Raw genomic sequence first — 24,866 nt, 5'->3', positions numbered from 1 at the left:
ACGACCGAGGGGCGCCCTCCGCTTCGGCGGGGGCGCCCCTCGGGCACGTCGTCGTCCGCTCACTTCCCGAGCCGGGCCTTGGTGTGCCGCGTCGGCTCCGCCGTGGCCGGGTCCTCGGGCCACGGATGCTTCGGGTAGCGGCCGCGGAGCTCCGCCCGTACGCCGTTGTAGCCGTCCCTCCAGAAGGAGGCCAGGTCGGCGGTGACCGCGGCCGGGCGGCCGGCGGGGGAGAGGAGACGGACGAGGAGCGGCACCCCGGCGACCTCGGGCGACTGCTCCAGCCCGAACATCTCCTGCAACTTCACCGCGAGGACCGGCCGCGCGGGGTCGCCGTAGTCGATCCTGATCCTGGACCCGCTGGGGACGGTGATCCGCTCCGGTGCCAGCTCGTCGAGCCGTGCCGCCTCGCCCGAGGCCCAGGGCAGCAGCCGCGCCAGTGCCTGCCCGGCGTCGATCCGCGCCAGGTCGGCCCGTCGCCGGGCCCGGCTCAGCTCGGGCTCCAGCCACTCGTCCACGCGCGCGTGCAGCGCGTCGTCCGAGACGTCCGGCCAGGGGTCGCCGAGCCGTCGCCGCAGGAAGGCGAGCCGCTGCCGCAGCACCTCCGCGTCGGCCGGCCAACGCAGCAGGCCGAGCCCCTCCCGCCGCAGCCCCTCCAGCAGCGCGTCCCGTACGAGGGAGGAGTCGGGGGCGGCGAGTGGCCGCGCCGTGAGCTCCACCGCCCCGAGCCGTTCGACCCGCCGCGCCACGACGTCGCCGCCGGCCCAGTGGACCTCGTCCCGCTCCTCCAGCAGCGCCCCCGCCGCCAGCCGGGCCGTCGCCTCGTCGACGACCGCGCCGAGCTGTACGCGCGCGTGCCCCTTCCCCACGGGCCGGTCGGCCACGGCCACGGCGATCCAGGGGGCCCCGCGCAGTGCCGACGTCTCCGGGAGCTCGGCCCGGGTGCCGGACACCATGAGGTACGAACCGCCGTCCTTCCTGGCCACCCGCTCCGGAAACGCCAGCGCGGTCACCAACCCGGCGACGGTGTCGTCGGTGACGTCCCGGGCCACGCCGGGGCCGGAGCCCCGCCCGGCGGTCCGCAGCCGTCGGACCTCGCTCCGCCACCGCGCCCCGTACGCGTCGCCCCCACGCCGAGCGGCGCGCAGCGCGGCCACCAGATCGTCCCCGTACTCCCGTGGAGGCTCCTCACTGAGCAGCGCCACCACCTCGGCCACGCGGTCCCCTGGGACGACGGAGTCGGCCCCCTGACTGCCGGCGACGCGAGCGTCCGAGCCCCGGTCACCCGCACCCTCGGCGGCCGTTGCACTGGTGCTCGTGCCCGTGGGAAGCCCGGTGTCCGTTCCCGAGCCCGTGTCCGCTCCCGCACCTTCCGCGTCGAGCAACGCCCGCCCCAGCCGGGGATGCAGCCCGAGGCGGGACAGTCGTGCTCCCCGCCCGGTGGCGCGACCGGTGGTGTCCACCGCGCCCACGGCCGTCAGTACCGACCGGGCCGCCTCCATCGCCCCGCCCGGCGGCGGATCGAGCAGCGCCAGCCCGGACGCGTCCGGGTCGCCCCAGCAGGCCGCCTGCAACGCGAACGCCGTCAGGTCGGCCACCTTGATCTCCGGCGCGGGGAAGCGCGGCAGACGGGCGTCCTCGGCCTCCGCCCAGCAGCGGTACACCGTGCCCGGCGCCTCACGCCCGGCACGCCCCGCCCGCTGCCGCCCGGCGGCGCGCGAGGCACGTACCGTCGTGAGCGCGCTCAGCCCCCGCGCGTGGTCCACCCGAGGCTCCCGGGCCAGCCCCGCGTCCACGACCACCCGCACGCCCGGGACCGTCAGCGACGACTCGGCCACCGCGGTCGCCAGCACCACCCGGCGCCGTGCCCCGGGGGCCAGCACCGCGTCCTGCACGGCCGCCGGCGCCCGCCCGTGCACCTGGAGCACGTCGACGTCCCCGAGACCCGTCAGTTGTCCGGCGACCCGGGCGATCTCCCCGACCCCGGGCAGGAAGCACAGCACGTCCCCGGCCCGCTCGGCCAGCGCCCGGCGCACCACCGACGCCACGTGCGCGAGCAGCGCCGGGTCCACCCGCATGCCGTGCGGCGGCCGGACCGGGCGGACCGGGGGCGCCCACACGACCTCCACGGGGTACGACGCGCCCTGGGCCTCGACGACCGGCGCGCCGCCCAGCAGCCGGGCCCAGCCCTCCGCGTCGGTCGTCGCCGAGGCGGCCACCAGACGCAGCTCCGGCCGCAGCGTCTGCCGCACGTCCCACAGGAACGCCGCCGTGGTGTCCGCGTCCAGATGCCGCTCGTGGCACTCGTCGAGCACCACCACGTCGACGCCCGTCAGCTCCTGATCCCGCTGGAGCCGCTGCAGCAGCACACCGGTCGTGACGACCTCCACGCGCGCGTGGCGCCCGACGACCCGCTCGCCGCGCACGGTGTACCCGACACTCCCGCCGGGCTTCTCGCCCAGCAGCCACGCCATCCGCCGGGCCGCAGCCCGCGCCGCGATCCGCCGCGGCTCGGCCACCACCACGCGCCGCGCGGGCCCCTCGTCCAGCAGCCCCGCCAGCGCGAGCGGCACCAGCGTCGTCTTGCCGGTGCCGGGCGGCGCGACCAGCACCGCGGTGCCGTGCCCCTCCAGGGCGTCGTGCAGGGCGGGCAGGGCACCGCGTACGGGCAGGGCGGCCAGGGCGTCGTAACGGATCACGTCCCCAGTGTCGTACGCCGGCGAAACCGCCCTCCACGCGCGCGTGCCGGGCGACGGTGGCTCAGTCCCGCTCGCAGACGAAGATCGCCGTCCCGGGGATCAGGTGACCGCGCAGCGGCGACCAGCCGCCCCACTCGGAGGTGTTCCAGTCCGGCCACTCCGGTTCGACGAGGTCCACCAGCCGGAACCCGGACGTCACCACGTCCCGCACCCGGTCGCCGAGCGTCCGGTGGTGCTCGACGTACACCGCGCCGCCCTCGTCGTCCTGCTCGACGTACGGCGTGCGGTCGAAGTACGAGGCGGACACCGACAGCCCCTCGGGGCCCGGCTCGTCCGGGAACGCCCAGCGCAGCGGGTGCGTCACCGAGAAGACGAAGCGGCCCCCGGGCCGCAGCACCCGGCGCACCTCCCGCAGCACCAGCCGCGGATCGGCGACGAAGGGCAGCGCCCCGTACGCCGAGCACGCCAGGTCGAAGGAGCCGTCCGCGAAGGGCAGCACCGCGGCGTCCGCGCAGACCAGGGGGAAGGAGGAGCCGATGCGCAGCGCGTGCTGGAGCTGGCGGTGCGAGAGGTCCAGCGCCACCGGACGGGCGCCCTGGGCGGTCAGCCAGCGCGAGCACTGGGCGGCGCCGGCACCGATCTCCAGTACGTCCTTGCCCCTGAGCTCCTCCGGCGGGCCGAGCAGCTCGGCCTCCACCTCGTCCAGCCCTTCGGGGCACCACACGAAGCGTTCGTCGCCGAGGAACGTGCCGTGCTCGACCTGGTACTCGTCCGCGTTGCGGTCCCACCAGCCGCGGTTGGCGCGGGCGCTCTCCGTCACACCGGCGGCACGCCGGGTGGCCTCGGGCTCGGCGGGTCCGCCGGCTCCGGCTTCGGACGCTGCCTCGGACACTACGGGCTCTTGGATGACCGGCTCCCTCGTACTAGTCTGCGGGCTTCCGCGCCGCCGGCCCCGCGTGTCGCGAGGCGCGCCCAAGGGGTCCGTGTGGCCTCGGGGGGCGGCAATTGTGCCGGGAATGGGGCGATCCGCCCCGGGTGTGCGGCTTCGCGCATTGACCCTGCCCGGCTGCCCCCGTATGCTACAAGTTGCGCTGCGGGCCTGCGCACCTCAGACGTAGCAGGTCGCGCTCGCATCTGTTGTATGTCCCCTCGGTTCTCGAGGCGTCACCAGCGGTTTTCGGTGACGCTTACTTGGCTGTCCGGCTTCTGCAGAGCGAAACGGGCTCCCGGCGTAAGCAGTACCTACGACTCAATGTCCGTACCGGAGCCCTTTCCCACATGACGAGCAGCACCGAGACCACCGCCACCACCCCGCAGGTAGCGGTCAACGACATCGGTAACGAGGAAGCCTTCCTCGCCGCGATCGACGAGACGATCAAGTACTTCAACGACGGCGACATCGTCGACGGCGTCATCGTGAAGGTCGACCGGGACGAGGTCCTGCTCGACATCGGTTACAAGACCGAAGGTGTCATCCCGAGCCGCGAGCTCTCGATCAAGCACGACGTCGACCCGAACGAGGTCGTTGCCGTCGGCGACGAGATCGAGGCCCTGGTCCTTCAGAAGGAGGACAAGGAAGGCCGCCTGATCCTCTCGAAGAAGCGCGCCCAGTACGAGCGTGCCTGGGGCACCATCGAGAAGATCAAGGAAGAGGACGGCATCGTCACCGGTACCGTCATCGAGGTCGTCAAGGGTGGTCTCATCCTCGACATCGGCCTCCGCGGCTTCCTCCCGGCCTCCCTGGTCGAGATGCGCCGTGTCCGCGACCTCCAGCCCTACGTGGGCAAGGAGCTCGAGGCGAAGATCATCGAGCTGGACAAGAACCGCAACAACGTGGTCCTGTCCCGCCGTGCCTGGCTGGAGCAGACCCAGTCCGAGGTCCGCCAGACCTTCCTCACCACCCTCCAGAAGGGTCAGGTGCGGTCCGGCGTCGTCTCCTCGATCGTCAACTTCGGTGCCTTCGTGGACCTGGGTGGCGTCGACGGTCTGGTCCACGTCTCCGAGCTGTCCTGGAAGCACATCGACCACCCGTCCGAGGTCGTCGAGGTCGGCCAGGAAGTCACCGTCGAGGTCCTCGACGTGGACATGGACCGCGAGCGCGTCTCCCTGTCGCTGAAGGCGACCCAGGAAGACCCGTGGCAGCAGTTCGCCCGCACCCACCAGATCGGCCAGGTCGTGCCCGGCAAGGTCACGAAGCTGGTTCCGTTCGGTGCGTTCGTCCGCGTGGACGAGGGCATCGAGGGTCTGGTCCACATCTCCGAGCTGGCCGAGCGCCACGTGGAGATCCCGGAGCAGGTCGTCCAGGTCAACGACGAGATCTTCGTCAAGGTCATCGACATCGACCTCGAGCGCCGTCGCATCAGCCTCTCGCTGAAGCAGGCCAACGAGTCCTTCGGTGCCGACCCGACGGCGGTCGAGTTCGACCCGACCCTGTACGGCATGGCCGCGTCCTACGACGACCAGGGCAACTACATCTACCCCGAGGGCTTCGACCCCGAGACCAACGACTGGCTCGAGGGCTACGAGACCCAGCGCGAGGCCTGGGAGACCCAGTACGCCGAGGCGCAGCAGCGCTTCGAGCAGCACCAGGCGCAGGTCATCAAGTCCCGCGAGGCGGACGAGAAGGCCGCTGCCGAGGGTGGCGACACCGCGGGTGCGGCTCCGGTCGCGTCCGGTGGCGGCGGCTCGTACTCCTCCGAGGGTGGCGACAACTCCGGCGCCCTGGCGTCGGACGAGGCGCTGGCCGCCCTGCGCGAGAAGCTGGCCGGCGGCCAGAGCTGAACGCAGGCGGAGGCCGCTGAGGCCTGACCGTTGACTGAGGGGCCGTACCTTTCGAGGTGCGGCCCCTCAGCCTTGTCTCGTCTCTGCCTTGTCTCAGCCTTGCCCGCACGCCGGCGAGATTGGATCCGGCCCGACCGGGAATGCCGGTCCCCGCGCGGACGTTGTGACGTAGGAACACGAGGAGGGGAGCGGTCACTGTGCTTGATCCGCAGGGTTTGTACGCATGGGAGCCGAAGGGCCTGGCCGTCGTCGACATGGCACTCGCCCAGGAGTCGGCCGGACTGGTCATGCTCTACCACTTCGACGGATACATCGACGCCGGCGAGACCGGCGACCAGATCGTCGACCAGGTGCTCGACTCGCTGCCCCACCAGGTCGTCGCCCGCTTCGACCACGACCGGCTTGTGGACTACCGGGCGCGCCGGCCGCTGCTGACCTTCAAGCGGGACACCTGGACGGACTACGAGGAGCCCACTCTCGAGGTGCGGCTCGTCCAGGACGCCACCGGAGCGCCCTTCCTGCTGCTGTCGGGCCCCGAGCCGGACGTGGAGTGGGAGCGCTTCGCCGCGGCCGTGGGCCAGATCGTGGAGCGGCTCGGCGTCCGTCTGTCGGTGAACTTCCACGGCATCCCCATGGGCGTCCCGCACACCCGCCCCGTGGGCATCACCCCGCACGGCACCCGCACCGACCTGGTCCCCGGCCACTCCAGCCCCTTCGAGGAGGCACAGGTCCCCGGCAGCGCCGAGGCACTCGTCGAGTACCGCCTCATGCAGGCCGGCCACGAGGTGCTGGGCGTCGCCGCGCACGTCCCGCACTACATCGCCCGCTCCCCGTACCCCGACGCGGCGCTGACCGTCCTGGAAGCGATCACCGGGGCGACGGGCCTGGTCCTGCCGGGCATCGCGCACTCCCTGCGCACGCAGGCCCACCGCACCCAGACCGAGATCGACCGGCAGATCCAGGAGGGCGACGAGGAGCTCACCGCCCTCGTCCAGGGCCTGGAGCACCAGTACGACGCCGCCGCGGGTGCCGAGACGCGCGGCAACATGCTCGCCGAGCCCGTCGAGATCCCCTCGGCGGACGAGATCGGCCGCGAGTTCGAACGGTTCCTGGCGGAACGGGAGGGCGACAACTGACTCCCCTCGGCCGGGCCGTCACGGGCAGGCCCTAAGCTTCCGCTCATGCTGAAGGTTGGCCTGACCGGCGGAATCGGCGCCGGCAAGAGCGAGGTGTCGCGGCTGCTCGTCGAGCACGGTGCCGTACTGATCGACGCGGACCGGATCGCACGCGAGGTCGTCGCCCCGGGCACCCCGGGGCTCGACGCGGTGGTGGCGGCCTTCGGCGAGGAGGTGCTGGCCGAGGACGGCGGCCTGGACCGGCCGAAACTCGGCTCGATCGTGTTCGCGGACCCGGAGAGGCTGGCCACGCTCAACTCGATCGTGCACCCTCTGGTCGGCGACCGCTCCAGGGCCCTGGAGGAGGCCGCCGCCGAGGACGCCGTCGTCGTCCACGACGTGCCCCTGCTCACCGAGAACGGCCTGGCCCCGCTGTACGACCTGGTGGTCGTCGTCGACGCCGACCCCGCCACCCAGCTCGACCGGCTGGTAAGGCTGCGGGGCATGACCGAGCAGGACGCACGGGCCCGCATGGCCGCCCAGGCGACGCGCGAGCAGCGCCGGGAGATCGCCGACGTGATCATCGACAACGATGTACCGCTGGACCGGCTGCGGAGCCGCGTGGACGAGGTGTGGGCCGAGCTGACCCGCAGGGCGCACGAGCCGCGCCGGTCACCCCGGGGCCAGGAATAGCGGCAGCCACACGGGCGTTGATCCCTTCCAGCGAGGGAAGGACTTCTGCCGTGCCCGACACCAGCGGATCGACCGGACGTACGCCCGAGACCGATGTCATCGACTTCCGCGCGGCCGAGCAACTGCTCGCGGCGCGGGACCCGCGGGGCGCGGTGAAACTGCTCGACGGGGTCATCGGCGCCCATCCCGAGAACACGGCCGCGCGGCTGCTGCGCGCGCGTGCCTTCTTCGCGGCGGCCCAGCTGAGACCGGCCGAGCTGGAGTTCACCATCGTCCTGGAGCGCGAACCGGACAACGCCTTCGCCCACTTCGCCCTCGCCCGCACCTACGAACGCCGGGGGTGCGGCGAGCAGGCACGCCGCCACTTCCGGCTGGCGGCGGCACTGGACCCGAACCCGGAGTACCTGCAGCAGGCGCGCTTCGACTCCTGACGGGCCGGGGGCGGGTCCGCGCCGGCCTACCGGTGCGGTCGCGATGCGAGACCGCACGCGAGGCGAGCGATGAGTTCCGGGCCGGCGGGCGGTCTACATTCCGACAGCATCACGGACCGCTCACCAGGAGAGCCCCATGTCTCAGCCCGTCGCCTCCACCGTCCCCACCACCCCCGCGGGCCCTGCCGCTTCCGCGGCCTCGGCGACGTCCGCCGCACCGGGCCGTGGGCGGGGCGCCCGGATCGTCCTGCGTGCGGTGCAGGTGCTCCTCGCGGTGTTCTTCGCCGTGGCGAGTGCCCTGCCCAAGCTGATCGCGCACTCCTCGGCGGCCGACATCTTCGCCGACATGGGCTGGGGCAACGCGGGCATGTTCACCATCGGCGCGCTCGAACTGGCGGGCGCGATCGCCCTGTTGGTCCCCGTACTCCAGTCGGTGGCCGCGACGGCCCTCAGCGCTCTGATGGCCGGCGCGTTCGTCGTCCAGCTCACCTACTTCGACGGAGCCAACGCCGCGACACCCGTCATCCTCATGGTGCCGCTCCTGATCATCGCCTGGGCCCGCCGCGGACACAACGAGGACCTTCTCCGACGGGTACGGACACGGCGCGCCTGAGCCGGCCGGGCACGTGCGCGGCCGCACGCTCTCAGGGCTTGGTCCGGGCCTCCCTGCGGGCCTGGTTCAGGCTCTCCAGCCCGCGCAGCCGTTCCAGCTCGCGGCGGTCGCGCTTGGTCGGGCGGCCGGCGCCCCGGTCGCGGATGCCGGCCGGGGCGACGGCCTCGCGGGGCGGGGGCGGAGGGGAGTTGTCGAGATAGCACTGGACGGCGACCGGTGCACCGACGCGCTTGCGGATCAGCCGCTTCACGACGACGACGCGTTCCCTGCCCTCGTGGCGCAGGCGGACCTCGTCCCCGACGCGCAGTGAGTACGCGGGTTTCACACGCTCGCCGTTCACCCGGACATGGCCGCCTCGGCAGGCGGTCGCGCCGAGGGAACGGGTCTTGATGAGCCGGACGGCCCAGATCCAGCTGTCCACGCGGACGCTCTCGCCGCTCTGCGGCCCGGCCGCCTCGGCGGCGGCGATCGCGGCGGCGGTCTTCGGGTCCGGGTCAGGGAGCGGGGCCCCGGACGTGGCGGCACCGCCGTCGCCCGTACCGGTTCCGGCCGTCCCGCCGTTCCTGCCCTCGTCATGCTCGGAAGCCATGCCTCGACCTTAACCGCCCGGCCCACCGGGAGGGGCCGCCATTTCCGGGGGCGGGTTGGACCTACGGTGGAGGCATGGACACCAGCGGCCTCTCCGTACTCGACCGGCGGATCGCCGGGTGCCGGGCCTGCCCACGGTTGGTCGACTGGCGGGAGGAGGTGGCCCGTACCAAACGGGCGGCCTTCGCCGACTGGACCTACTGGGGCCGGCCGGTGCCGGGCTTCGGCCCGCCGGACGCGCGGCTGCTGATCATCGGCCTGGCCCCCGCGGCCCACGGCGGCAACCGCACCGGCCGGATGTTCACCGGTGACCGCTCCGGGGACGTGCTGTACCAGGCGTTGTACGACGTGGGCCTCGCCTCACAGCCCACCGCGGTCGCCGCCGACGACGGCCTGGAGCTGTACGGCGTGCGCATCACCTCGCCGGTGCACTGCGCTCCGCCCGCCAACAAGCCCACCCCCACCGAACGGGACACCTGCCGTTCCTGGCTCGTCCAGGAGCTGGGACTGCTGCGGCCGACGCTGCGCGCCGTGGTCGTACTCGGCGCCTTCGGCTGGCAGGCCGCGCTGCCGGCGTTCGCCGGGGCCGGCTGGACCGTGCCCCGGCCACGCCCCGCCTTCGCGCACGGGGGGCAGGTCACGCTGGACGCCGCCGACGGGCCCGCGCTGCACCTCTTCGGTTGCTTCCACGTCAGCCAGCGCAACACGTTCACCGGCCGGCTCACCCCCGAGATGCTCCGGGAGGTGCTGCGCACGGCGGCCCGGACGGCAGGGCTGACCGCCCGGTAAAGAGGATGAGCGGTTCCGGTCGCCGGGCTACGGTGCTCAGATGGGCCTCTATCCGGTGATCGAACCGTATGACAACGGCATGCTCGACGTGGGCGACGGCAACCACGTCTACTGGGAGACCAGCGGGAACCCGCACGGCAAGCCCGCGCTGGTCCTGCACGGAGGACCGGGAAGCCGGACGAGCCCGAATCTCAGGCGGTACTTCGACCCCGCCGCCTACCGGATCGTCCTGCTCGACCAGCGCGGCGCCGGACGGTCGCTGCCCCGCGCGAGCGCCCACGACACCGACATGAGCGTCAACACGACCGCCCACCTCCTGGCCGACCTGGAGCGGCTGCGCGCCCACCTGGGCATCGAACGGTGGCTGGTGTGGGGCGTCTCGTGGGGCTCGGTGCTGGGCCTGCGGTACGCGCAGACCCACCCGGGAGTGGTGTCCGAGCTGGTGCTGACCGGGGTCGCGACCGGTTCCCGAGCCGAGGTGGACCTGCTGACGCGCGGCTTGGGCAAGATCTTCCCCGACGCCCACGAACGGTTCCTCGCCGAGCTGCCCCCCAAGGACCGCGACGGCAACCTGGCCGCCGCGTACAACCGTCTCCTGGAGTCGCCCGAGGCCGCGGTGCGCGACCGGGCGGCGCGTGCCTGGACCGACTGGGAGACGGCGACGATCCCGGCACCGCCCGGTTCGGTCGCCCGGTTCCAGGACCCGGAGTTCCGCAGGGGTTTCGCCCGCACGGTCACGCACTACTGGGGCAACGATCACTTCCTCGGCGAGGGCGAGGGCGAAGACGAGGGCGTGGTCCTGAGGGACGCGCACCTGCTGAAGGGCATCCCGGGCACCCTGGTGCAGGGTAGCCTGGACTTCGGCAACCTCCTCGGCATCGTATGGAGGCTCCACCACGCCTGGCCGGACAGCGAGCTGGTGGTCGTGGACGAGGCCGGACACGACGCCGGAGCGGTCGGTGACGAGGCGCTGCGGGCGGCGACCGACAAGTACGCCCGGGCCGGGGCCCAGAGCACCGGCCCTTCCCCCTGGCTCACGGAGTCGTCCGTTCCGGCACGACCGCCGTCGCCGTGATCTCCACCAGCTGCCCCGGGTACCCGAGGCAGGCGACCCCGAGCAGCGTCGAGGAATGCGGCCCGGTACTGAGCCCGGACGCCTCGACGACCTCCCACACGGCGGACAGCGCGGCGGTCTCGGTGCTCACGACGTACACGTCGGTCGACAGGACGTGCTCCGGCCCGCTGCCCACGGCGTGCAGCTGCTCGGTGAGGTTCGCGATCACCTGCTCCGCCTGCCGGACCGGATCGCCCTCACCGACCAGCTTTCCCTCGGCGTCGAGCGGAACCGCCCCGGCGAGAAAGGCGAGCTTCGTCCCCGCCTCGACGACGGAGGCGTGGGAGTAGGCGGGCGGCGGAAACAGACCCGGTACGGTGACGCGCTGAATCATGCGGGCTCCAGGGAGACGAACGGACAACGCCCCGATCGTCCGCTCACCCCGCCCCCGCCGCACCCGAATTTCCCTCGCTCCCCGCGCTCGGGCCGCCTATGCTGCCGACTCCCACCCCGCTCACCACGCCGGCCCCAACCACCAGGAGCCCTCCGCAGTGCCCTCCCTCCCGGACCAGGCCTTCCTCGACACGACCGCAGACCGGCTCGCCGCCCTGCCCGCCGTCCGGGCGGTCACCCTGGGCGGCTCCCGGGCCCAGGGCACCCACGGGCCCGGCAGCGACTGGGACCTGGCGGTCTACTACCGGGGCGCCTTCGACCCCGACGACGTCCGCGCCCTCGGTTGGGCCGGCGAGGTCTCCGAGATCGGCGCCTGGGGCGGCGGAGTCTTCAACGGCGGCGCCTGGCTGACGATCGACGACCGCCGGGTCGACCTGCACTACCGCGATCTCGACGCGGTCGAACATGAGACGGCGGAGGCGGAGGCGGGTCGCTTCCGCATCGAGCCGCTGATGTTCCACCTCGCCGGCATCCCGACGTACCTCGTGGTCGCGGAACTGGCCATCAACGAGGTGTTGCGCGGCGAACTGCCCCGCCCCGCCTACCCCGAGGCCCTCCGGACCACCGCCCCCGACCGCTGGCACGGTGCGGCCGCCGCCACCCTTGCCTACGCCAAGGCGGGCCACGCGCCCAAGGGCGCCCTCACCCAGGTCGCCGGCGCGATCGCCCTCGCCACCGCCCAGACGGCACACGCGGTGCTGGCGGCGCGGGGGGAGTGGGTGACGAACGAGAAGGGGCTGACCGGGCGCGCCGGGCTGGAGGGCGTCGACGCGCTGGTGGCGGACCTGACGCCGGAACCGATGAGCCTGGCGCGGGCGATCGGCGACTGCGAGACGCTGCTCGGCCGGGCAGTACAGACAGCCCGGCACGGGTGACGCGACGCCGCGCCCTTTCTGCCCTGAAGGGGGCCACAGTTGCCCTCAGGGGCCTGCTCACGCGCCGGGCTCGGATAGAGAGGAACGTCAGGCAGACGGCCAGGTGAGAGAGGTTGCTCGTGCGGATGTCCACGAACGGCGGACGGGGCAAGGGGGAGGAGTCGGAGCAGGTCCGGGCCGTTCGGGCGGCGCCCGTGCAGCGGCGGCCGGAACCCTCCGCGCCGCAGGGACCGCTTCCGCTGCAACGCAGCGCGGGCAACGCGGCTTCGCCCGGATGCTCCGCCAGGGCGGCCACCCATGGGCGCATGGACAGCACCGGCACGGTGCCGGCTCCGCGTCGGGCAGCCGACCGTGCAGCGCGCCAAGACGAAGAAGCAGAAGACCGCCCCTTCCTCGAAGGGCGGTTTCAACGAGGACATCCTCCCCTACGCGCTCATGAGCCCGGTCGTCAGGATCCTGGTGGACGAGTACGGGTGGAGGAATTACGGCGCCAACGCGAGCCTCACGCTGCATCTGCCCGTCGAGAAGGAGGGTGCCGCTTCCAAGCAGAAGCTCTCTCCGGCCGCGGAGAAGATCTACGGCGGGAAATCCAACGAACGTCCGTCGAGGGTTTTCGAGAACAAGCCGCTGCGGGCTGTCCGGTGGATCGCCACGACGGCACTCCGTCGTCATGCCGGGGGTGTCGAGGTTCAGGCGAGTCTTGCCGAAAACGGAAAGCTCTGGATTTCGTCGAACGTCAACTCGGTCAATGCCGAGCTGACGAAACTGGCCGCCGAGCACCGGACCGTCCGCGAATTCGTGGGGGCGCTGCTGAAGATGGAGGCGGGCAAGCCGGGGAGTGATCGCGAGGAGCGTCACGAGAGCCAGGCTCGTGAGCGGTTGGCGAAACCGGAGGTTGTGTCGAAGGACGACCCTGAGTACGCGGCCAAGAAGGCGGCGGAGCGCTTTCCGGAACTCGCCGATCTCCGGGGACGCACCGTGCATGTGCCCGATCCTCACGAGGACGACGGCCACCACGCGGTACGGCGCATCGATGAGCACTTTGCCAAAAAGCATCAGGATGAGGACCGGCCGATGGTCAGACCCGACAACACCGCAGGTGTCAAACGGCCTTGCGTCGGGTGCTACCTCGCCCTGTACGCGAAGCATCATGACATCACACCCACAACGGTGGGGGCGGCCTGGTTCAGCAAGAATGCCTGGCAGGGGACCGTTGCTGAAGCCGATCTCGCCGACATTGTGAGGCGAAGCCCACGGAAGAGAAGAACGACTCCGCAGCGGCGTGAGGCCGGGCGGGCCGCTCCCGTACGTTGGCGTGATGACGCCTCCTTCCCATGAGAAGCGCCCCCGCGAGACGCCCGCCGACCTGATCGTCACCGGATGCACCGTCCTCGTCCACGACGAGCGGGAACGGATCGGCTTCGCGGAGGACGCGGCCGTCGTCGTACGGGACGGAGTGATCGACTCCGTGACCACCGCCGCCGCGGTGGACGGCCTGCCCGCCGCCGAGCGCATCGACGCCCGCGGTCAGGTCGCCCTCCCCGGGCTGATCAACTGCCACACGCACGCGCCGATGGTCGCCCTGCGCGGCCTCGCCGAGGACCTGCCCACCGAGGAGTGGTTCAACGACGTCGTCTGGCCGGTCGAGTCCAACCTCGGCGAACGGGACGTGGAACTGGGCGCCCGGCTCGCCTGCGCCGAGATGATCCGGGCGGGAGTGACGACGTTCGCGGACCACTACTTCGCCATGGACACCGTCGCCGCGGTGGTCGCCGAGTGCGGAATGCGGGCGCTGCTGGGGCAGGCGTACTTCTCCTCGCAGGGACCCGAAGGGCGGGAGGCGTCACTGGAGTTCGCGCTGCGGCACCGGGGCTTTGCCGGCGGCCGGATCGCGACCGCCCTCGCCCCGCACGCCCCCTACACGGTGACCGACGCCGACCTCGCGGCCACCGCCGGCCTCGCCCGCGACCACGGCCTGCCCGTGCACCTGCACGCCGCCGAGAACCGCGACCAGACCGACACCAGCCTCGCCCGGCACGGCGCCACCCCGATCGCGGTCCTGGAGCGCACCGGCATCCTCGACACCGACGTGCTCATCGCCCACGGCACCGGCATCACCGAGGACGACCTCCCGCTCCTCGCGCGCGCGAGCGGCCGTACGGCCGTGGCCACCGCCCCGCGCGGCTACCTGAAGTTCGCCTGGCCCACCACCACACCCGTGCGCGCCCTGCGTGACATCGGCGTCCCGGTCGGACTCGCCACGGACGGCGCCGCCTCCAACAACTCCCTGGACGTGTGGGAGTCGATGGCGCTGACGTCCCTCGTCCAGAAGTCCACCGAGGGCGACCCCCGCTGGCTCACCTCCCGCCAGGCCCTGCACCACGCCACGCTGCAGAGCGCCCGCGCGGTCGGGCTCGGCGACAGCGTCGGAAGCATCGCGCCGGGGCGGCGGGCCGACCTCGTCCTCGTCGACCTCACCGGCCCGCACACGCAGCCCGTGCACGATCTCGCCGCCACCCTCGTGCACAGCGCGCGCTCCGCCGACGTGCGCACGACGATCGTCGACGGGCGGGTCCTCATGCGGGACCGCGAGCTGCTGACCCTGGACGTCCCCGCGGTGGTGCGCGAACTGGGGGAGCGGCTGCCCGCGCTGACCGACCGCCGCCACGGCCGCCGCATCCAGGAGTACGACACCTGAAAGGCGAGGTCAGCGGGTTACGGGCGCCGCCGCGAAAAAAATGTCGCCGGGCGGCGATGAGTTCCGCTCCGTGCGACGGTCACCACCCCGACGGACCGTCGCTTGTCGCACAGGAGGAGCTGGAGCCCATGTCGCTGCCCGAGATCGTCAGCCGCGCGGACTGGCGCGCGGCGCGCGAGGCCTTACTGGCCAAGGAGAAGGCGGCCACACGCGCGCGCGACGCGCTCAACGCCGAGCGGCGCGGGCTGCCCATGGTGGAGGTCGACAAGGAGTACGTGTTCGAGGGCGGCGACGGCAAGGCCACGCTGCTCGACCTCTTCGAGGGCCGCGACCAGCTCGTCGTCTACCACTTCATGTTCGCGCCGGAGTGGGACGCCGGCTGCCGCAGCTGCTCCGCCTTCCTGGACCAGCTCGGGCACCTCGCGCACCTGCGGGCCCGCGGCACGTCGTTCGCGGCAGTCTCCCGGGCGCCGTACCCGAAGATCCTGCCGTTCAAAGCGCGGATGGGCTGGACCCTGCCCTGGTACTCGTCGTACGTCTGCGACTTCAACACCGACTTCGAGGTGACCCTGGAGCACGAGGGCGAGCTCGTCGAGCGCCCCGGGCTCAGCTGCTTCCTGCGGGACCGCGAGCGGGTCTTCCACACCTACTCGACGTACGAGCGGGGTCTCGACGGGCTCGGCTCGACCACCAGCCTCCTCGACCTGACCGCGCTCGGCCGGCGCGAGCAGTGGGAGAAACCCGAGGGACGTGCGTCGGCTCTCGGGGCGCCTGCGGGCAGTGAGGGAATCCGGTACCACGACGAGTACGAGGACTGACACGCACGGTAGCGGTTCGAGTCAAATGGATGAGGCGCCGCTCACACTTTGCGGTGAACGAGTGTCAACTATGTCTCAGTACCATCACCGCGCGAGGCTTTCGCTCCATGGTTGGCGTTTAACTCTACGAGTACAGCGCTACATGGAGGTGCAGGATGGTGAACGGGCGAACGGTGCTCGAACGCTTTCCCGCCGGCGGACCGCGAGGATCATGGCCGGCTGAGGAGTTCGCGCAGGCCCGCCGTCTGGAGGGCCTGCCCGCCGAGGTCGTCATGGATCTCGCCACGGACACGTTCCTGGTCATCGTGCGCGGCGGCGACACCGTGGCCGGCGTGGCCGCCTGACCCGCGGACATCCGGGAGGCGGCTCCCGTCAGCCGGCCCGCGGGGCGGGCACCGGCCGGCTGGTGAACTGCTCCGCCTGCAGTGAGTACAGCTCCGCGTAGACCCCGCCGGCCGCCAGCAGTTCGTCCGGTGTCCCGGACTCCACCAGCCGGCCCTGGTCGAGGACGTGGACGAGATCGGCATGGCGCACGGACGCCAGCCGGTGGGTGATCAGCACGACCGTCTGCCCGCTGGCGGCCAGGGCGCGGATCTTCTCGAAGACCTCCAGCTCGGCCCGTGCGTCCAGGGCCGCCGTCGGCTCGTCCACGATGAGGATGCTGCCCTGCCGGTACGCCGCCCGCGCGATCCCGACCCGCTGCCACTGACCGCCGGACAACTCGTGACCGCCGCTGAAGTTCCGGGCCAGCAGGGTGTCCAGGCCGCGCGGCAGGTCCGCGACCACCTCCTCGGCCCCGGCCTCGGCGACCGCCGCGGTCACGCGTTCCTCGCCGAGCGGCACGGAGGAGCGGCCCACCGCGACGTTCACCCGCGCGGTGAACGGCCACCGTTTGAAGTCCTGCGCCACCATCGCGACCCGCTCGGCGAGCGCGTGCCGGTCCGCCGTCGACACGTCGACGCCGTCCCACGTGACGCGGCCCGCGTCCGGCGTGTACAGCCCGGCCAGCAGCTTGACGAGGGTCGTCTTGCCCGAGCCGTTCTCCCCGACGAGCGCCACGATGCGGCCCAGCGGCAGGGAGAGCGTCACGTCGTCGAGGGCCGGGCGGGCCGCGTCGCCCGGGTAGCGGAACGTGACGTTCTCGAAGCGGATCTCCTTCGGGTCCTCGGGCAGCGCGGCGCCGCCCACCGGGATGGCCCGGTCGGCCGCCTCCACGTGCAGCCGTTCCAGGTCGCCGACGAACAGGGCCTCCTCGTGGAGCGCGTTGACCTCCACGACCAGGGTGCCGAGGCTCTGCGAGCCGGTGCGGATCGCGATCACGGCCGTGCCCGCCACCGACAGGGCCATCGCGCCGCCCAGCAGCAGCCCGCCGAGCGTCGCGTACGTCGCCGCCGTCGCCAGCCCCGTCCACGCCGCCGCGATCAGCCCCGTACGGGCGGCCAGCCGGGCCAGCCGCGCCTGCTCAGCCTCAGCGGTCTCCGACATGGCCCGGAAGTGGCGCAGCAGGAACGGGCCGACTCCGTGCACCCGGATCTCGGGGGCGGCGGCCGGTTCGATCAGGAGACTCGCCAGCAGCCGGCCCGCCCGCTCGTGCTGCACCCAGGCGTGGAAGGACTCGTACCGGCGGCGGGCGAGGGTCAGCGCGCTCCAGGCGCTCGGCAGCGTCATCGTGAGCAGCAGCGGCAGCAGGACCGGGTGCAGCACGGCCAGCACGCCCGCCGCCGCGATCAGCGAGATCATCGCGTTCACCACGCGCGTGCCGTACGAGATCATGCGTCGCGCGGAGGCGGCACCGTACTGGGCGGTGTCCAGCAGCTTGTGGAAGGCGTGATCCTCGATCGCGGACAGCTCCACGGCCGCCGCCCGCTCCAGGTACCGCTCGGTGGCCACCCGCTCCACCTTGGGCTCGAGCCGCCCGGTCGCGTACGTCGACGCCGCCCGCAGCAATGCCGCGACCAGCATCACCACGGCCACCGTGACCAGCGCCGGGGCGGCCCCGCGCAGCCGGTCCTCGATCGGCCCGTCGGCCATCAGTCCGGCCAGCACGCTGTTGACCGCGAGCAGACTGACCGCCTGCGCCACACCCCGGCCCACCTCGGCCGCCAGTACCGTCCGCGCGGCCTGCGGGTCGGCCTGCCGGGCGAGCCGCAGGCTGGACGCCAGCAGGGACGGCAGCCTGGTCAGCATCGCCCGGAAACCCAGCTCCAGGAAGGCGTCCGCGTGCTGGTTCCAGCCCATGTCGTAGCGCAGCGGGCCGCCGAAGAGCAGCCGCTCCGACTCCGACACCCCCGCCGCTTCCGTGCCGTCCTTCCTGCGCACCGTCTGCCTCCCCCGATCGTGGACGGACGGCCACTATCGCGGGGCGGGGGCGCCTGCGGGCAGGGCGCGGGCGGGGGGGAGCCTGGAGCGCGCGGGCGCACTCCCGGCCCGGGCGCGCCGGAAGGGGGCGTGCGGGGGTGGGCCGGGGGGGGGGCGGGGGTGGACCCCAGAAGCCTGCCCGCCCCGGCGCGCGGCAGCGCTATGCGCTCACCGGACGCGACCAGGTCGGCGTCGTGTTCGTCAGCCGGCACAGCGCCAGGTACAGCGGGATGGGCGGGGTGTACGGAACCGTGCCGTCCGGCCGGTGGATGAGCCCGGGGACGTCCGGGGAGTCGGGGACGACCGCGCCGGTGGCGTACCGCGCGGGGGCGGGCCACTCCAGGGCGTAGTCGGAGTCGGACGGGACGATCCACCACCAGTGCGCGTCGTCGGCGTAGACGCAGCCCACGCGCGGCAGCCGGGGCATCACCAGGGGGCCGAAACGGGCGGGCACCGCCACCGCGTCGCAGCCCAGTGGGGCCGTCATTCCGTCCGGTACGAGCAGCCGCCGGGGCGTCCCGGGGGCGTCCAGCCGCCGCTGGAGGCGGACCAGTGTGTCGAGGCCGAGTGGCCGGATGCCGGACGCAGCCCTCACAGCCATGCGGTCCCCGTTCCGCGGCGGGCCTGCGGGTGGCGTCCCTCCGCCTCGCCGTCGTCGCCCGTGCCGTCGGCCGGGCCGGGCTTGGGGCGGGCGCCCCAGCCCAGGTCGTTGTGGGGCTCCGCCGGGTCGCGCGGGCCGTCGGCCTTGCGTGGCAGCTCCGCCCAGACCAGAAGTCCGGGCCCGTGCTCGTGGGCGCCCCACGCGTCGCACAGGGCGTCGACGAGGAGCAGGCCCCGGCCGTGCTCGTCCTCGGGCTGCTGACCGGCCTGCGGGTGTGGCTGACCGGGGGCGCACCCCTCGTCACGTACGGCTATGCGCACCAGGTCGGCACCGTCGTGCAGCTCGCACACTATGTGCCGGCTCGCGGTGTGCACGATCGCGTTGGTGACCAGCTCGGAGACGACCAGGGCCGCGGTGTCGCAGGTGTCCTCGCACACCGACCAGCCGTTCAGCCGGGCGCGTGTCAGGCGTCTGGCCTGCGCGGGCGACCCTGGATGTGCGGCCAGCTCGAACCGGAACCGGCGCTCGGCGGCGGTGGCCCCCGAAGGGCCGGCTCCCACGGCGGCGGCGAGGCCCAGGGAGCCCGCGGTGGCCTCTGTTCCTAAGGGCGCGGACGGAATCACGCTTGCCACTATCGCCCCGTCGTGAACACTTGGCAAGTGTCACTCTGAAAAATGCAGAGTGCGGTGTGACGGTCTGCAAGGCCGTGGCACACTGCTCGCAACAGCACGTCGAGCGGCGCCACTTCAGGTCACCGAAGGTCTGCACGGGCTTTCGAAAAGGTCTTCGAATGGCGCCGCCGGGCTGTGCGGCACCAAGACGCAACGGGCTCTTCGGGATCTTCAGGAGGTGGGCGGTGAGCGAGCCCCGGTCGGCGCCGACGGTCGGCCAGGTCGTCCTCGGCCGGCGCCTGCTGGACCTGCGCGAACGCGCCGGTCTCAAGCGCGAGGAAGCCGCCCGCGTCCTGCGCGTCGCCCCTGCCACGGTACGTCGGATGGAGATGGCCGAGGTGGCCCTCAAGATCCCGTACCTCCAGCTCCTGCTGAAGGCCTACGGCATCGGCGACGAGGAGGCCGACGCCTTCGTCCAGCTGGCCGAGGACGCCAACAGACCCGGATGGTGGCAGCGCTTCCACGACATCCTGCCGGGCTGGTTCTCGATGTACGTCAGCCTGGAGGGCGCGGCCTCCCTGATCCGCTCCTACGAGCCCCACTTCGTCCCCGGGGTGCTGCAGACCGAGGACTACGCGCGCGGGGTGCTCCGCTCCGGAGCGATCGGGCAGACCCGGCCCGACGACATCGAACGCCACGTCGACCTGCGCATGCAGCGCCAGGGACTGCTCACCCGCAAGGACGCACCCAGGTTCTGGGCCGTGATGGACGAGACGACGCTGCGCCGCCCCGTCGGCGGGCCGGAGGTGATGCGGGCCCAGATCGACAGACTGCTGGAGGCGACGGAGCTGTCCAACGTGACGCTGCAAATCGCCCCGTTCTCCAACGGGCCGCACCCGGGAACGTACGGCCCCTTCGTCCTCTTCCGATTCGCCATGCCGGAACTGCCGGACATGGTCTACAGCGAGTACCTGACCGGCGCCGTCTACCTCGACGCGCGCGCGGAGGTGGCGACCCACCTCGAGGTCATGGACCGCATGGCGGCGCAGGCCGCCACGGCACACCGCACGAAGGAGATCCTCCGGGACCTCCGCAAGGAGCTGTGAATGAGTCACATCAAACCCCAGCGCTCGCCACGCAACCGCAGCGAGCGGATCTACAACGGCATGCCCGCCCGTGAGCTGGGCAGCGAAGGCTGGCACAAACCGTGGAGCGGCGGCAACGGAGGGAACTGCCTGGAGGCCATGAAGCTCTCCGACGGCCGGATCGCCGTACGGCAGTCCACCGACCCCGACGGCCCCGCGCTGATCTACACCTCCGACGAGATGACGGCCTTCATCGAGGGAGCGAAGGCGGGAGAGGCGGACTTCCTGCTCTCCTGAACGTGCTCTGTTGCTGCTTGTTCTGCCTGTTCTAAATCTGTTTGTACTGGTCCAGCAGGACTCAAGGGAAAACTCGACATCTTGTCGGAGGGGCTTTCGCGGAGTGCTCAAGCCGTCATCGGCCGGTCGTACGGGCCGACCGGTGCCGGCAGCCGGGTACTGCCGCCGGACAGGTGGCGGTCGACGGCCGCCGCCACCGCCCGCCCCTCCGCGATCGCCCACACGACGAGCGACTGCCCGCGCGCCGCGTCCCCGGCCGCGAACACGCCCGGGACGTTGGTCGCGAACCCCCGGTCCCGGGCGATCGTGCCCCGGGGCTCCATCTCCAGCCCCAGTCCGCCGACCAGCCCGTCCTCCCGGTCCGGGCCCGAGAAGCCCAGGGCGAGGAGGACCAGGTCGGCGGGGAGTGAGCGTTCGGTTCCGGGCAGCGGCCGGCGGCCGGCGTCCACGGCGACCAGGTGCAGCGACCGCACACGTCCCTCGGCGTCACCGGTGAAACGGAGCGTGGACGCCGCGAACAGCCGCGCGTCCGCGTCCGCCGCCGGTGCGTACCGCAGGTCCCGTGCCTCCTCGTGGGCGGCCGACAGCCGGTACAGCCGTGGATAGGTCGGCCACGGCTCGGCCCCCTCGTCGCGCTCCGGGCCCGGTCGCGCGTAGATGTCCAGCTGGGTCACGGAGGCGGCCCCCTCCCGCACCGCCGTGCCGAGACAGTCCGCGCCCGTGTCACCACCGCCCACGATGACGACGTGCTTCCCGGCGGCGCACAGCGGAGAGCGCTCCAGATCGCCCTCGCACACCCGGTTGGCCAGGGGCAGGTACTCCATCGCCTGGTGGACACCTGCCAGCTCCCGGCCGGGCACGGCCAGTTCGCGCCACGCGGTCGCCCCGGTGGCGATCACCACCGCGTCGTAGCGGGCCCGCAGTCCGGCGGCGTCCACGTCCCGTCCGACCACCGTCGACGTGCGGAACCGCGTCCCCTCGGCCCGCATCTGCCCGATGCGCCGCTCCAGATGGTGCTTCTCCATCTTGAACTCGGGGATGCCGTACCGCATCAGCCCGCCGATCCTGTCGTCCCGCTCGTAGACGGCGACCGTGTGGCCGGCCCGGGTCAGCTGCTGTGCCGCCGCGAGTCCGGTGGGCCCCGACCCGATCACCGCCACCGTCCTGCCGGACAGCCGGTCCGGCGGCCGCGGCGGGGTGAACCCCTCCTCCCATGCCTTGTCGGCGATCGCGCACTCGACGTTCTTGATCGTGACGGCCGGCTGGTTGATGGCGAGCACACAGCCCGCTTCGCACGGCGCCGGGCAGAGCCGGCCGGTGAACTCGGGGAAGTTGTTCGTGGCGTGCAGCCGGTCGCTCGCCGCCCGCCAGTCCGAACGGGAGACCAGGTCGTTCCACTCCGGGATCAGGTTCCCCAGCGGGCACGCCTCGTGGCAGAAGGGGACGCCGCAGTCCATGCAGCGGTCGGCCTGCGGGCCGACGATCGGCAGCAGGGCCCCCGGGACGTACACCTCGTCCCAGTCCCCCACCCGCTCTCCGACCGGCCTCCGGGGCCACTCCTGGCGGGGCGTGGTCAGGAAACCCTTGGGATCGGCCATGACCGTCTTCCTTGCCTGCGGGGCCGGCCGTGCGCGTCGGGGCGGTGTTCGCTCCTGCGGCCACGATACGGCCCGCCGGCTCCGTGCGCAGCGTGCCCGGTGGCTCTCGCCGGTGGCGCGCGCCCCCTCAGACGAGGGCAAGCACGTACGCCACCGCGGCAGCGGCGGAGGCGACCGTGCGAACGTGGTTCCACGCCGTCCACCGACGAACGTACGTGGGCCACTGACCGGCCGCCTCCGCGGTGCCCGGCTCCAGCCGCAGCAGCGCGGTGTTGCGTGGCACATTGGCGGCCGCGGTCACCCCGAACGACCCGAGCAGGTAGAGCACGCTGCCCAGCAGCAGCTCCACCGCTGCCCCGTCCGGCCACAGCACGAACGTCACCACGGCGATCACCGCGGCCAGTACCGCCGTCCCGAGGAACACGAGCATGAAGGGCGGCCTCACCGCGGCCGTGTTGATCGCGTTCATAGCGGCGACCCCCTGCATTGGAGGGAGCGCCGCGAGCCCCCGCATCACGAACGTCGAGAAGGCGCAGAAGACGCCTGCCGTCAGGCCGGCGCCGAGCACGCCCAGCACCGTCAGCACGAGGTACGGTCCGTCGATCATGTCCTGTCAGCTCCCACCCGTCGAGTCGATGCCCGCGCGGTACCGGCGGCCGTCGACGACCCCAAGTCAACCTCGGTGCGGCCATGGTGACCATGGCCGGTCGACGCGGGCGCATGTGCGAGCGTCCACGCGGGCGGACGGGTGGGCGGAGCATCATGGGCGGGTGCGACTGGAAGCGATCACCTGGGACAGGCTCGGCGACCTGCTCGCCGAGCGCCTGCTCGACCTCGAGCCCGCCGACGGCGGCGACCGGCCACGCGTCGCCTTCGACGGCGCCCCCGCCGCCCGCCCCGGCGAACTCGCCCAGCGGGTGTCCGAAGCGCTGCGGATCCGCGGCCGCCCCTCCCTCGTCGTCGGGACGGAGGGCTTCCTGCGTCCCGCCTCGGTCCGGCTGGAGTACGGGCGCCAGGACGCGGAGTCCTACTACAGCGGCTGGTACGACACCGGTGCCCTGTGGCGGGAGGTCTTCGACCCGCTCGGACCCGGCGGCGACGGACGTGTGCTGCCGGACCTGTGGGACCCGGTCACCGACCGCGCCACCCGCAGCCCCTACGTCCACCTCCCGTCCGGTGGCGCGCTGCTGCTGCACGGCCCCTTCCTGCTGCGTCACTGGTTCCCCCTCGACCTCAGCGTCCACCTCGTCCTCACCCCCAAAGCCCTGCGCCGCCGCACCCCCGACTCCGAGCACTGGACCCTTCCCGCCTTCGAGCGCTACGAGGAGGAGACCGACCCCTCGGCCGCCGCCGACGTCCTGGTGCGCACCGACGATCCGCGGCATCCCGCGTGGAACGGCTGAGCCGCCGGCCGGTTCCGCCCCCGCTCAGAGCCAGCCGTTGCGCCTGAACCCACGGTGCAGCGTCACGCAGGCGACGGCTATGACGGCGATGACCATGCCGTAGCCGTACCGCCAGCCGAGTTCCGGCATGTGGTCGAAGTTCATGCCGTACACCCCGCAGACCATCGTGGGCACGGCGATGATCGCGGCCCAGGCGGTGATCTTCCGCATGTCCTCGTTCTGCGCGACCGTCACCCGGGCGAGGTGCGCCTGGAGGATGGAGTTGAGCAGTTCGTCGAACGCCGCGATCTGCTCCGCGGCCCGCAGGAGATGGTCGGCGACGTCCCGGAAGTACGCCTGTATCTCCGGCTCGACCACCCGGACCGGCCGCGTGGCCAGCTCGTCCAGCGGTCGGCCGAGCGGCACCACGGCCCGCCGCAGCTCCAGGAGTTCCCGTTTGAGCTGGTAGATCCGGCCCGGGTCGACTCGTGCGCCGTGCTCCGCGAACACCTCCGTCTCGACATGGTCGATGTCCGCCTGGAACGCCTCGATGACACTGAGGAAGTCGTCCACCACGTGGTCCGCGATCGCGTGCAGCACCGCCGACGGCCCCTTGGCGAGCTGCACCGGGTCGGACTCCAGCCCCTCCCGGAGGGGGCCCAGTGAGCCGTGCCGCCCGTGCCGCACGGTGATCACGAAGTCCCGGCCGACGAAGACCATGATCTCGCCGGTGCTCACCACCTCGCTCGTGGCCGTGAGCTGTTCGTGCTCCACGTAGCAGACGGTCTTGAACACGGCGAAGAGCGTCTCGCCGTACCCCTCCACCTTCGGGCGCTGGTGGGCCTCGATCGCGTCCTCGACCGCCAGTGGATGCAGGTCGAAGAGGTCCGCCACGCCCGCGAACTCCTGGTCCGTCGGCTCGTGCAGACCCAGCCAGACGAAACCGTCTCCCCGCCTGCGCATCCGCTCCACAACCCGGACCGGGTCGCCGCCCTCAGGGGTGCGGACACCGTCCCGGTAGGTCACGCAGTTCACCACCGAGGAACCCAGCGGCGAGCGGGCCGGGTGGCTCAGGTCCACCCGCGGGCGCCGTCGGGCCAGCCGTGCCACCTTGCGGAGGCCGCCGGTCCGTCCCAGGCCCGTGACCTTCCGCAGATTCCCTGCCATCGTCATCCGTGTCTCCCCGCGTGGGTCCCCTCGCGCCGTGCTTCCCGCGCCTTGGCGCGCCAGTCTGCCAGGCCGGCGCGGACGGCGGACGGGCCTGTGGAAAGGGAGCATTCCGCTTTGTTCCCGGCTGTGGACGGGTGGTTCGGAACCCCGTCCAGCCCCC

The 24,866-nt window shown here is 72.5% G+C and carries 25 protein-coding genes; 15 read left to right on the top strand and 10 right to left on the bottom strand.

Annotated elements, in window-relative coordinates; translation table 11 throughout:
• Positions 1 to 59: 59 nt before the first annotated feature.
• On the bottom strand, positions 60 to 2,696 hold the full coding sequence (locus tag AMK11_RS01090; protein WP_073721810.1) for an ATP-dependent RNA helicase: 2,637 nt from the start codon (positions 2,694 to 2,696) through the stop codon (positions 60 to 62).
• Positions 2,697 to 2,757: 61 nt separating this feature from the next.
• A complete protein-coding gene (locus AMK11_RS01085) occupies positions 2,758 to 3,672 on the bottom strand; it encodes a class I SAM-dependent methyltransferase (protein ID WP_073721808.1) in 915 nt (304 codons plus the stop codon).
• A gap of 302 nt (positions 3,673 to 3,974) precedes the next feature.
• On the opposite strand from AMK11_RS01085, the gene rpsA reads away from it, so the two are divergent.
• The 5 genes from rpsA to AMK11_RS01060 all read left to right on the top strand — a co-directional run bounded on the left by rpsA (position 3,975) and on the right by AMK11_RS01060 (position 8,329).
• Positions 3,975 to 5,477: a 30S ribosomal protein S1 gene (gene rpsA, locus AMK11_RS01080; protein WP_073721806.1), complete on the top strand. Its 1,503-nt coding sequence runs from the start codon at positions 3,975 to 3,977 to the stop codon at positions 5,475 to 5,477.
• A gap of 197 nt (positions 5,478 to 5,674) precedes the next feature.
• Positions 5,675 to 6,613: a PAC2 family protein gene (locus AMK11_RS01075; RefSeq protein WP_073721804.1), complete on the top strand. Its 939-nt coding sequence runs from the start codon at positions 5,675 to 5,677 to the stop codon at positions 6,611 to 6,613.
• Positions 6,614 to 6,658: 45 nt separating this feature from the next.
• Positions 6,659 to 7,285 carry a dephospho-CoA kinase gene (gene coaE, locus AMK11_RS01070; RefSeq protein ID WP_073721777.1) on the top strand — a complete coding sequence of 209 codons (627 nt, stop codon included), beginning with the start codon at positions 6,659 to 6,661 and terminating at the stop codon, positions 7,283 to 7,285.
• Between the two features lie 50 nt (positions 7,286 to 7,335).
• Positions 7,336 to 7,716: a tetratricopeptide repeat protein gene (locus tag AMK11_RS01065; protein ID WP_073721775.1), complete on the top strand. Its 381-nt coding sequence runs from the start codon at positions 7,336 to 7,338 to the stop codon at positions 7,714 to 7,716.
• Between the two features lie 136 nt (positions 7,717 to 7,852).
• On the top strand, positions 7,853 to 8,329 hold the full coding sequence (locus tag AMK11_RS01060) for a DoxX family protein (protein ID WP_073721773.1): 477 nt from the start codon (positions 7,853 to 7,855) through the stop codon (positions 8,327 to 8,329).
• A 31-nt stretch (positions 8,330 to 8,360) separates the two neighbouring features.
• On the opposite strand, the gene AMK11_RS01055 is transcribed toward AMK11_RS01060, so the two are convergent.
• Complete coding sequence (locus AMK11_RS01055; RefSeq protein WP_073721771.1) at positions 8,361 to 8,918, bottom strand: RNA-binding S4 domain-containing protein; 558 nt, start codon at positions 8,916 to 8,918, stop codon at positions 8,361 to 8,363.
• Between the two features lie 74 nt (positions 8,919 to 8,992).
• On the opposite strand from AMK11_RS01055, the gene AMK11_RS01050 reads away from it, so the two are divergent.
• A complete protein-coding gene (locus tag AMK11_RS01050; RefSeq protein ID WP_073721769.1) occupies positions 8,993 to 9,706 on the top strand; it encodes a uracil-DNA glycosylase in 714 nt (237 codons plus the stop codon).
• A 40-nt stretch (positions 9,707 to 9,746) separates the two neighbouring features.
• Positions 9,747 to 10,781 carry a prolyl aminopeptidase gene (gene pip, locus AMK11_RS01045; RefSeq protein ID WP_073721767.1) on the top strand — a complete coding sequence of 345 codons (1,035 nt, stop codon included), beginning with the start codon at positions 9,747 to 9,749 and terminating at the stop codon, positions 10,779 to 10,781.
• On the opposite strand, the gene AMK11_RS01040 is transcribed toward pip, so the two are convergent.
• The gene (locus AMK11_RS01040) at positions 10,741 to 11,154 is read right to left on the bottom strand and encodes a RidA family protein (RefSeq protein WP_073721765.1); all 414 of its coding nucleotides are present in this window, start codon (positions 11,152 to 11,154) and stop codon (positions 10,741 to 10,743) included. The two genes, pip and AMK11_RS01040, sit on opposite strands and share 41 nt — an antisense overlap.
• Before the next feature lie 157 nt (positions 11,155 to 11,311).
• Between AMK11_RS01040 and AMK11_RS01035 the strand changes: the two genes are divergently transcribed.
• The 5 genes from AMK11_RS01035 to AMK11_RS01015 all read left to right on the top strand — a co-directional run bounded on the left by AMK11_RS01035 (position 11,312) and on the right by AMK11_RS01015 (position 15,948).
• On the top strand, positions 11,312 to 12,088 hold the full coding sequence (locus AMK11_RS01035) for a nucleotidyltransferase domain-containing protein (protein WP_073721763.1): 777 nt from the start codon (positions 11,312 to 11,314) through the stop codon (positions 12,086 to 12,088).
• Positions 12,089 to 12,439: 351 nt separating this feature from the next.
• Positions 12,440 to 13,426 (top strand): hypothetical protein, encoded by a 987-nt coding sequence (locus AMK11_RS01030; RefSeq protein ID WP_073721761.1) that lies wholly within the window; start codon positions 12,440 to 12,442, stop codon positions 13,424 to 13,426.
• Positions 13,407 to 14,786 carry an amidohydrolase gene (locus AMK11_RS01025; protein ID WP_073721759.1) on the top strand — a complete coding sequence of 460 codons (1,380 nt, stop codon included), beginning with the start codon at positions 13,407 to 13,409 and terminating at the stop codon, positions 14,784 to 14,786. The genes AMK11_RS01030 and AMK11_RS01025 overlap by 20 nt, the downstream gene beginning before the upstream one ends.
• 128 nt (positions 14,787 to 14,914) lie before the next feature.
• Entirely contained in the window at positions 14,915 to 15,604 is a 690-nt protein-coding gene (locus tag AMK11_RS01020; RefSeq protein ID WP_073721757.1) for a DUF899 domain-containing protein, read from the top strand.
• Positions 15,605 to 15,759: 155 nt separating this feature from the next.
• Positions 15,760 to 15,948 (top strand): hypothetical protein, encoded by a 189-nt coding sequence (locus tag AMK11_RS01015; RefSeq protein ID WP_073721754.1) that lies wholly within the window; start codon positions 15,760 to 15,762, stop codon positions 15,946 to 15,948.
• A gap of 28 nt (positions 15,949 to 15,976) precedes the next feature.
• Here the strand turns inward: AMK11_RS01015 and AMK11_RS01010 are convergent, their stop codons facing one another.
• From AMK11_RS01010 to AMK11_RS01000, 3 genes are all read right to left on the bottom strand, one after another.
• Positions 15,977 to 17,842, bottom strand: coding sequence for an ABC transporter ATP-binding protein (locus AMK11_RS01010; protein ID WP_079187241.1), 1,866 nt, complete (start codon positions 17,840 to 17,842; stop codon positions 15,977 to 15,979).
• Positions 17,843 to 18,122: 280 nt separating this feature from the next.
• A complete protein-coding gene (locus AMK11_RS01005) occupies positions 18,123 to 18,563 on the bottom strand; it encodes a hypothetical protein (RefSeq protein WP_073721750.1) in 441 nt (146 codons plus the stop codon).
• Positions 18,554 to 19,195, bottom strand: coding sequence for an ATP-binding protein (locus AMK11_RS01000; RefSeq protein WP_073721748.1), 642 nt, complete (start codon positions 19,193 to 19,195; stop codon positions 18,554 to 18,556). The genes AMK11_RS01005 and AMK11_RS01000 overlap by 10 nt, the downstream gene beginning before the upstream one ends.
• A gap of 224 nt (positions 19,196 to 19,419) precedes the next feature.
• Between AMK11_RS01000 and AMK11_RS00995 the strand changes: the two genes are divergently transcribed.
• Together AMK11_RS00995 and AMK11_RS00990 are read left to right on the top strand one after the other, a co-directional pair.
• The gene (locus AMK11_RS00995; RefSeq protein WP_073721746.1) at positions 19,420 to 20,280 is read left to right on the top strand and encodes a helix-turn-helix domain-containing protein; all 861 of its coding nucleotides are present in this window, start codon (positions 19,420 to 19,422) and stop codon (positions 20,278 to 20,280) included.
• The gene (locus AMK11_RS00990; protein ID WP_073721744.1) at positions 20,281 to 20,556 is read left to right on the top strand and encodes a DUF397 domain-containing protein; all 276 of its coding nucleotides are present in this window, start codon (positions 20,281 to 20,283) and stop codon (positions 20,554 to 20,556) included.
• Positions 20,557 to 20,663: 107 nt separating this feature from the next.
• On the opposite strand, the gene AMK11_RS00985 is transcribed toward AMK11_RS00990, so the two are convergent.
• On the bottom strand, positions 20,664 to 22,154 hold the full coding sequence (locus AMK11_RS00985; protein WP_073721742.1) for a glutamate synthase subunit beta: 1,491 nt from the start codon (positions 22,152 to 22,154) through the stop codon (positions 20,664 to 20,666).
• A 127-nt stretch (positions 22,155 to 22,281) separates the two neighbouring features.
• Positions 22,282 to 22,761 carry an anthrone oxygenase family protein gene (locus tag AMK11_RS00980; protein WP_073721740.1) on the bottom strand — a complete coding sequence of 160 codons (480 nt, stop codon included), beginning with the start codon at positions 22,759 to 22,761 and terminating at the stop codon, positions 22,282 to 22,284.
• Positions 22,762 to 22,924: 163 nt separating this feature from the next.
• Between AMK11_RS00980 and AMK11_RS00975 the strand changes: the two genes are divergently transcribed.
• A complete protein-coding gene (locus AMK11_RS00975) occupies positions 22,925 to 23,557 on the top strand; it encodes a uridine kinase (RefSeq protein WP_073721738.1) in 633 nt (210 codons plus the stop codon).
• A gap of 24 nt (positions 23,558 to 23,581) precedes the next feature.
• Here AMK11_RS00975 and AMK11_RS00970 read toward each other — a convergent pair whose 3' ends face one another.
• A complete protein-coding gene (locus AMK11_RS00970) occupies positions 23,582 to 24,709 on the bottom strand; it encodes a magnesium and cobalt transport protein CorA (RefSeq protein WP_073721736.1) in 1,128 nt (375 codons plus the stop codon).
• Positions 24,710 to 24,866: the final 157 nt, after the last annotated feature.

It is taken from the genome of Streptomyces sp. CB02414, assembly GCF_001905385.1.
GTDB lineage: Bacteria > Actinomycetota > Actinomycetes > Streptomycetales > Streptomycetaceae > Streptomyces.
Note: the sequence above shows the minus strand (reverse complement) of the source record. Positions and strands in the feature narration are given on the sequence as shown.

What these genes read in the sequence shown, in the direction of transcription:
- AMK11_RS01020 (WP_073721757.1), top strand. Translation starts at nt 14,915, where the DNA reads ATGTCGCTGCCCGAGATCGTCAGCCGCGCGGACTGGCGCGCGGCGCGC.
- AMK11_RS01060 (WP_073721773.1), top strand. Translation starts at nt 7,853, where the DNA reads ATGTCTCAGCCCGTCGCCTCCACCGTCCCCACCACCCCCGCGGGCCCT.
- AMK11_RS00970 (WP_073721736.1), bottom strand. Translation starts at nt 24,709, where the DNA reads ATGACGATGGCAGGGAATCTGCGGAAGGTCACGGGCCTGGGACGGACC.
- coaE (WP_073721777.1), top strand. Translation starts at nt 6,659, where the DNA reads ATGCTGAAGGTTGGCCTGACCGGCGGAATCGGCGCCGGCAAGAGCGAG.
- AMK11_RS00990 (WP_073721744.1), top strand. Translation starts at nt 20,281, where the DNA reads ATGAGTCACATCAAACCCCAGCGCTCGCCACGCAACCGCAGCGAGCGG.
- AMK11_RS01005 (WP_073721750.1), bottom strand. Translation starts at nt 18,563, where the DNA reads ATGGCTGTGAGGGCTGCGTCCGGCATCCGGCCACTCGGCCTCGACACA.
- pip (WP_073721767.1), top strand. Translation starts at nt 9,747, where the DNA reads ATGGGCCTCTATCCGGTGATCGAACCGTATGACAACGGCATGCTCGAC.
- AMK11_RS01050 (WP_073721769.1), top strand. Translation starts at nt 8,993, where the DNA reads ATGGACACCAGCGGCCTCTCCGTACTCGACCGGCGGATCGCCGGGTGC.
- AMK11_RS01025 (WP_073721759.1), top strand. Translation starts at nt 13,407, where the DNA reads ATGACGCCTCCTTCCCATGAGAAGCGCCCCCGCGAGACGCCCGCCGAC.
- AMK11_RS01015 (WP_073721754.1), top strand. Translation starts at nt 15,760, where the DNA reads ATGGTGAACGGGCGAACGGTGCTCGAACGCTTTCCCGCCGGCGGACCG.
- AMK11_RS01040 (WP_073721765.1), bottom strand. Translation starts at nt 11,154, where the DNA reads ATGATTCAGCGCGTCACCGTACCGGGTCTGTTTCCGCCGCCCGCCTAC.
- AMK11_RS01055 (WP_073721771.1), bottom strand. Translation starts at nt 8,918, where the DNA reads ATGGCTTCCGAGCATGACGAGGGCAGGAACGGCGGGACGGCCGGAACC.
- AMK11_RS00985 (WP_073721742.1), bottom strand. Translation starts at nt 22,154, where the DNA reads ATGGCCGATCCCAAGGGTTTCCTGACCACGCCCCGCCAGGAGTGGCCC.
- rpsA (WP_073721806.1), top strand. Translation starts at nt 3,975, where the DNA reads ATGACGAGCAGCACCGAGACCACCGCCACCACCCCGCAGGTAGCGGTC.
- AMK11_RS01010 (WP_079187241.1), bottom strand. Translation starts at nt 17,842, where the DNA reads ATGGGCTGGAACCAGCACGCGGACGCCTTCCTGGAGCTGGGTTTCCGG.
- AMK11_RS00980 (WP_073721740.1), bottom strand. Translation starts at nt 22,761, where the DNA reads ATGATCGACGGACCGTACCTCGTGCTGACGGTGCTGGGCGTGCTCGGC.